This window comes from Saccharomonospora iraqiensis subsp. paurometabolica YIM 90007, from assembly GCF_000231035.2.
In the GTDB taxonomy this organism is placed as follows: domain Bacteria; phylum Actinomycetota; class Actinomycetes; order Mycobacteriales; family Pseudonocardiaceae; genus Saccharomonospora; species Saccharomonospora paurometabolica.
Window position 1 is genome coordinate 250 of sequence record NZ_KI912250.1, and the last position, 5,154, is coordinate 5,403.

The following is a 5,154-nucleotide window of genomic DNA, read 5'->3' on the forward strand; positions in this document are numbered from 1 at the left end:
GCCGCCTCGCGCCGCCTGCGGGCCCGCGCCCCCACGACCAGCGCCGCCACCACGGCGGCCACCTGCACCAGGGACAGCGCCGCCGCGCCGGAGAGGTCGAGCAGGTTCACCGTGCGCAGGTAGATCTCGGTCTCCAGGGTGCGGTACCGCGTTCCGCCGAGCATGAGCACCACGCCGAAACTCGTCGCGCAGAACAGGAACACCACGGCCGCCGCCGACGACACGGCGGGCCACAGCGCAGGCAGGGTCACCGACCGGAACGCCCGCCACCGGGAGGCGCCCAGCGCGCGGGCGGTGTCCTCGACGCGGCGGTCCAGATGCGACCACAGCCCGCCGACCGTGCGGGCCACCACGGCGACGTTGAAGAAGGCGTTGGCGAGCACGATCGTGGCCACGCCCCCGTCCGGCCACAGGGCGCGGAACGCCAGCCCCACCACCACGGTGGGCAGCACGAACGGCACCAGCACGAGGGTGCGCACCGCGGTGACCCCGGGCAGCCGGGCTCGGGCGGTGAGCCAGGCGAGCGGGAGACCGGCCAGGACGGCGACCGCGGTGGCCGCCGCGGCCTGCGCCACGGTGAACCCGGCCAGCTCCCACGTCGAACCCTCCAGCAGGGTGGCCGCCACGCCGCCGTCGGCGAAGCCGAGACGCACGATCGCCACGACCGGCCAGGCGAAGAACACCCCGAGGAAGGCGACCGGCAGCAGCGCCGGCGCGGCCGCGCCCAGCACCCGCGAAACGCCGTTACCCCGCCGGAAGCCGCCACCCCGCCGGGTCTCCGCCCGGCGGGGGCCGTCGGTCACCGGTCGAGCACCGTGCGCCATTCGCCGATCCAGCGTTCCCGGTTCTCGCCCACCTGCTCGGTGGGTAGCGACATCGGATCCCGCGGGCGGGGTGCCACCTGCGCCCAGCCCTCCGGCAGCGCGACGCCGTGCCGCGTGGGGTAGACGTACATGTTCTCGGCGAGAGCCGTCTGGAAGCGGGGCGAGAGCAGGAAGTCGACCACCTCGCCCGCCGCGTCCGGCCGGTCGGTGCCCGCCAGCACACCCGCGTACTCCACCTGGCGGTAACAGGTGTCGAGCAGCGCGCTCGTGCGGGGACGCCCGTCCCGGCCGACCTCCGCGGCCGGGGAGGAGGCGTAGGAGACCACGATCGGCCGCTCGCCCTGCCCCGAGGAGCCGGAGAACTCCTGGGTGTAGGCCTCGGTCCACCCGCTGACCACGCGCGCGCCGTTGTCGGCGAGGTCGCGCCAGTAGTCGGTCCAGCCGTCCGTGCCGAACTCGGCGACGGTGGCGAGCAGGAACGCCAGCCCCGGCGAGGAGGTCGCCGGGCTCGGCGTCACGAGCAGGTCGGCGTACTCCGGTTCGGTGAGGTCGGCCAGCGTGGTGGGTTCGGCGACGTCGTTCTCCGCGAACCACTCGCTGTCGATGTTGACGCACACGTCGCCCACGTCGACCGCCGACAGGCGCTGCCGCGGGTCGATCGTGTACCGGTGCGGGCCACGGTCGGCCTCCGGGCTGGTGTAGGGCTCGAACACCCCCGCGGACAGGGCCCTGCCGGCGAAGGTGGAGTCCACGCCGTACGCGACGTCGCCGATCGGGTCGTCCCGGCGCAGCACGAGCTTGTTCGTCAGCTCGCCGGCGTCGCCCTCCGTCCGCACCTCGAGCCGGAGCCCGGAGCGTTGTTCGAACCCGTGGACGACCTCCTCCGGCACGGACCACGACTGGTGGGTCACCAGCGTCACCGTGACCGGCTGCTCCGACGACTCGTCGTCGCCGGCCATGACGGTGCATCCGGTGGCGAGCACACCGGCCGAGACCAGGGCGGCCGCCACCCGCGCGGAACCCGGCCGCGGACGGAAGCTGTGGCCCATTCACCCTCCTTGCCGTGTACCGGCGCGGAAGGTGCCCCCTTCCTGCGTCGGCATGATCCGAATCAGGTGCGAAACGGTCGCGGGCCGCGGACCCGCCTCTCAGCCCGGCGCGCCGGACTCCCGTGGCAGCGTGCAGCGTACCCGTCCACGTACCACGATGGAGGCATGACGGAGTTACTCAGTGACGAGCGGATCGACCAGGCCCTGTCCCACCTGCCGGAATGGCACCGTGAGGGCAACGCGATCGAACGCACGGCCCAGCTGCCCGACTTCCCGCACGCGATCCAGGTCGTGAACCGGGTCGCCGAGATCGCCGAGAGCGAGAACCACCATCCGGACATCGACATCCGGTTCCGGACCGTGACCTTCCGGCTCAGCACCCACTCGCACGGCGGGATCACCGAGAAGGACACGTCCCTGGCGGGAGAGATCGACGGGGCCCTGGACACGATGTGATCCGGATCCCGGCCGTGCCACGAACGGTGTGATCTCGCCCGTTCCGGGCAACTCCCCCACCGGCGCCGAGCGTCATCCACAGAGGGATCATCCGTTGTCGAGGGGAGTGCGCGATGAACCGCAACGTCCGGCCGGTCCCGTCTCTGCTGGGGTTGCTGACCGTGTTCCTGGCGGGCCTCGGCTCCGGTGTGGCCTCGGCGCAGGAGGAGACCGGCACCCCTGCGGAGAGCGCGCCGACGCCCCCGTCGGACGTCGTGGTCCAGGCCCTCGTGGTGGGGGGCACCGCGTTCGCGGTCATGATCGCCACGGCGTTCGCGGTGCTGTTCTACACCGCCCGCAGGCGTCGGCACGTCGAGCACGGCTGACCCCGCCCGGATAACCCGCGATCGGTGGTCCACCGGTCGGGTCACGACACCGGGCGGGGTGCCCGGCACCTGGCTACGCTCCTCGGGCCCGCGACGACGCGGGCACCGTGACCGGCGCGGATACGCGGCATTTCCCGAGGAGAGACATGTTTGGAAGGCAGTGGATCGGCGGGCTCCTGGTCGTCGTGCTCGGGGCGGCGACGGTGTCGTGCTCCGGCGTCGAGGGCACCGGTAACGAGACCGGTGACGCGGTCCGCGACTCCGCGACCGGGGCGCCCCGCGACACCGGCGCGGCCTCCCGGGACACGGACCAGCAGGTCGTGGCGATGTTCGACCGGTACCGGCGCGCCCTGGAACAGGGCGACGGTGCCACGGCGGTCGAACTGATCAGCGATGAGACCGTCGACTACTACCGCACCCTGGCCGAGCTGGGCGCGACCGCGGGGCCGGAACGCCTCGGGGAACTGCCCGCCCTGGACCGCTACAACGTCGCCGTGTTCCGGACGATCTCCACACCCGCGGAGCTGAACGGGATGAGCGGGCGGGAAGCCTACGTTCTCGGCGTCGAGGAGGGCATGGTGAACAGCGCCGCGATCGCCCGGCACGACATCGGCGAGGTGACGGTGCGGGGCGACGAGGCGACCGCCACCGTGCTCCGGGACGGGGAGAAGGGGCCGTTCGAGTACGAGTTCGCGCGCTCCGGGGACTCGTGGACGATCAACATGATGCCGATGGTGGGTCGTGCCCGGTCGGCGTTCGCCATGATGGCCGAGCAACAGGGGATGAGCGAGGACGAGCTGATCTTCCGCTCGGTCGAGACCACCACCGGGACCCGCCCCGACGAATCGATCTTCGACCGCCCGTGACGCCGTGTCGTGTCCCACCCGGGTGGGACACGGCGCTCAGCGGAGTTGACCGCCGGACGACGGGACGCCGAGCAACCGGCCCGCCACCCAGGCGACGTGCTCGGCGGTGCGGGCCGGGGTGTCCGAGGGCTGCATCACGTGGCTGAGCACGACGCGCACCACGACATCGATCGCGACGGCCAGCCCGTCGGCGGTCAACGGCGGCCGGTACCGCGCGAGCCGGTCGGTGAGTACCGACTTGGCGGTGGTCAGCAGCGGGCCCGCGTGGGTGGTCAGCAGCGGCAGCAGATCGGTCTCCGCCGCGTGCGTCGCGGACACGATCGCGTGCAGCAGGACGTTGTCCTCGGCCAGTTCGAGCACGGCTTCCGCCGCCGCGCGGACCGCGGGCACCAGCTCGTCCGGGTGCCGCTCGAAGGCCCGCTGCACCGCGGCCAGGAACCGGTCGAGCTCGTGGTGGACCATCGCCTCCGCGAGCGCCGACTTGGACCCGATCTCGTTGTAGACGGTCTGCCTGCTGACGCCGACCAGGTCGGCGAGTCGGGACATCGTCAGGTTGGACCATCCCGACCGCACGGTGAAGTCGATCGCGGTCTCGATGATCCGTTGCCGGTACGGGCCGCCCTGTGCCCTCGTCGCGGTCGCCACGGCACCCGTCATGGCCGCCATCCTAGCGACAGCCGCACACTCGTCGGCCCGCGCGAGCCACGCTTGCCCGACCGTGGACGACTGTTACCCAGGGTGACATCGCATTGCTCCACCGAGGTGGGACTGAATAGCTCGTTCAGCGGCTTTTTTCTCGAGAGCGGAAGAATAATCTACTGCCGCAATGACGGATCGAAAAAGGGGGAAGCTGAACCGATGAGACGAGTTTCGCGCAGGATGGCGGTAGCGACCGGTGTCGTGGCCGCCGTCGCGAGCGCCATCGTGTCGACGAGCACCGCTGCCGCCGCTGACGGTACGGACCCCGCGCCCGACCATTCGGGAATCCAGGTCGTCGCGTACGGGGAGACAGCGGACGGCGGATGGGTGGAATACACCGGCGTCGGTGAAGTCACCGTCGACGGCTCCTCCACCGGTCCCGGAGCGCAGGCCGTGAAGGAGGTGGGGGGCGGCACCTGGAGCTACGGATCCGGCCCCAACGCCATCGGCCAGAAGAGCTGCTACTCACAGTACCGACACTACGACGTGGCCCACGGATCATCGGTGTCGATGGACGGCAGTACCGACTCCGAATGGGTCGGTCCCGGTGCGGTCTCGAGCGCACGCGTCACCATGTACACCACGGCGACCTGCAAGGCGTACTGGCGCAAGTGACCAGCTGAGTCTCCTCCCGTCGGGCGGCCGGGATCCCCGGCCGCCCGACGGTGTCCTTGGAGTGTCCCCTTCCTCCGGTCCGCCATGCGGCTCACCGGGACACCGGTTCTCCGAGCGGGACGAAGTCGAGCTTCTCGCGGACCCCGCAGTCCGGGCAGCACCAGGTGTCGGGCACCGCCGACCACGGTGTGCCCGCGGCGAAGCCCTCGCGCGGGTCGCCGACCGCCTCGTCGTAGACGTACTCGCAGTTCGGGCAGCGCGCCGCCCGCGCGCTGCCCGC

8 protein-coding genes are annotated in these 5,154 nt (G+C 71.7%); 4 read left to right on the forward strand and 4 right to left on the reverse strand.

The annotated features are described in order from the left end of the window. On the reverse strand, positions 1 to 707 hold a 707-nt coding region (locus SACPADRAFT_RS0215995; RefSeq protein WP_028662500.1), incomplete at its 3' end, for an ABC transporter permease. A 92-nt stretch (positions 708 to 799) separates the two neighbouring features. After that, entirely contained in the window at positions 800 to 1,873 is a 1,074-nt protein-coding gene (locus tag SACPADRAFT_RS0216000) for a thiamine ABC transporter substrate-binding protein (protein WP_007026405.1), read from the reverse strand. A gap of 165 nt (positions 1,874 to 2,038) precedes the next feature. On the opposite strand from SACPADRAFT_RS0216000, the gene SACPADRAFT_RS0216005 reads away from it, so the two are divergent. The 3 genes from SACPADRAFT_RS0216005 (at position 2,039) to SACPADRAFT_RS28155 (ending at position 3,560) form a co-directional block, all read left to right on the forward strand. Then, a complete protein-coding gene (locus SACPADRAFT_RS0216005; protein ID WP_007026404.1) occupies positions 2,039 to 2,329 on the forward strand; it encodes a 4a-hydroxytetrahydrobiopterin dehydratase in 291 nt (96 codons plus the stop codon). A 113-nt stretch (positions 2,330 to 2,442) separates the two neighbouring features. Beyond that, positions 2,443 to 2,694, forward strand: coding sequence for a hypothetical protein (locus tag SACPADRAFT_RS0216010; protein WP_007026403.1), 252 nt, complete (start codon positions 2,443 to 2,445; stop codon positions 2,692 to 2,694). 146 nt (positions 2,695 to 2,840) lie between these two features. Beyond that, the gene (locus SACPADRAFT_RS28155) at positions 2,841 to 3,560 is read left to right on the forward strand and encodes a hypothetical protein (RefSeq protein ID WP_007026402.1); all 720 of its coding nucleotides are present in this window, start codon (positions 2,841 to 2,843) and stop codon (positions 3,558 to 3,560) included. A gap of 36 nt (positions 3,561 to 3,596) precedes the next feature. On the opposite strand, the gene SACPADRAFT_RS0216020 is transcribed toward SACPADRAFT_RS28155, so the two are convergent. Then, the gene (locus tag SACPADRAFT_RS0216020; protein WP_028662501.1) at positions 3,597 to 4,226 is read right to left on the reverse strand and encodes a TetR/AcrR family transcriptional regulator; all 630 of its coding nucleotides are present in this window, start codon (positions 4,224 to 4,226) and stop codon (positions 3,597 to 3,599) included. A 72-nt stretch (positions 4,227 to 4,298) separates the two neighbouring features. On the opposite strand from SACPADRAFT_RS0216020, the gene SACPADRAFT_RS0216025 reads away from it, so the two are divergent. Then, positions 4,299 to 4,874, forward strand: a complete 576-nt coding sequence (locus SACPADRAFT_RS0216025; RefSeq protein WP_233357197.1) for a lactococcin 972 family bacteriocin — start codon at positions 4,299 to 4,301, stop codon at positions 4,872 to 4,874. Positions 4,875 to 4,965: 91 nt separating this feature from the next. Here SACPADRAFT_RS0216025 and SACPADRAFT_RS28160 read toward each other — a convergent pair. Next, positions 4,966 to 5,154, reverse strand: a 189-nt coding sequence (locus tag SACPADRAFT_RS28160) for a rubredoxin (RefSeq protein WP_007026399.1), incomplete at its 5' end; no start/stop codon positions are given.

What these genes read in the sequence shown, in the direction of transcription:
- SACPADRAFT_RS0216000 (WP_007026405.1), bottom strand. Translation starts at nt 1,873, where the DNA reads ATGGGCCACAGCTTCCGTCCGCGGCCGGGTTCCGCGCGGGTGGCGGCC.
- SACPADRAFT_RS0216005 (WP_007026404.1), top strand. Translation starts at nt 2,039, where the DNA reads ATGACGGAGTTACTCAGTGACGAGCGGATCGACCAGGCCCTGTCCCAC.
- SACPADRAFT_RS0216010 (WP_007026403.1), top strand. Translation starts at nt 2,443, where the DNA reads ATGAACCGCAACGTCCGGCCGGTCCCGTCTCTGCTGGGGTTGCTGACC.
- SACPADRAFT_RS28155 (WP_007026402.1), top strand. Translation starts at nt 2,841, where the DNA reads ATGTTTGGAAGGCAGTGGATCGGCGGGCTCCTGGTCGTCGTGCTCGGG.
- SACPADRAFT_RS0216020 (WP_028662501.1), bottom strand. Translation starts at nt 4,226, where the DNA reads ATGGCGGCCATGACGGGTGCCGTGGCGACCGCGACGAGGGCACAGGGC.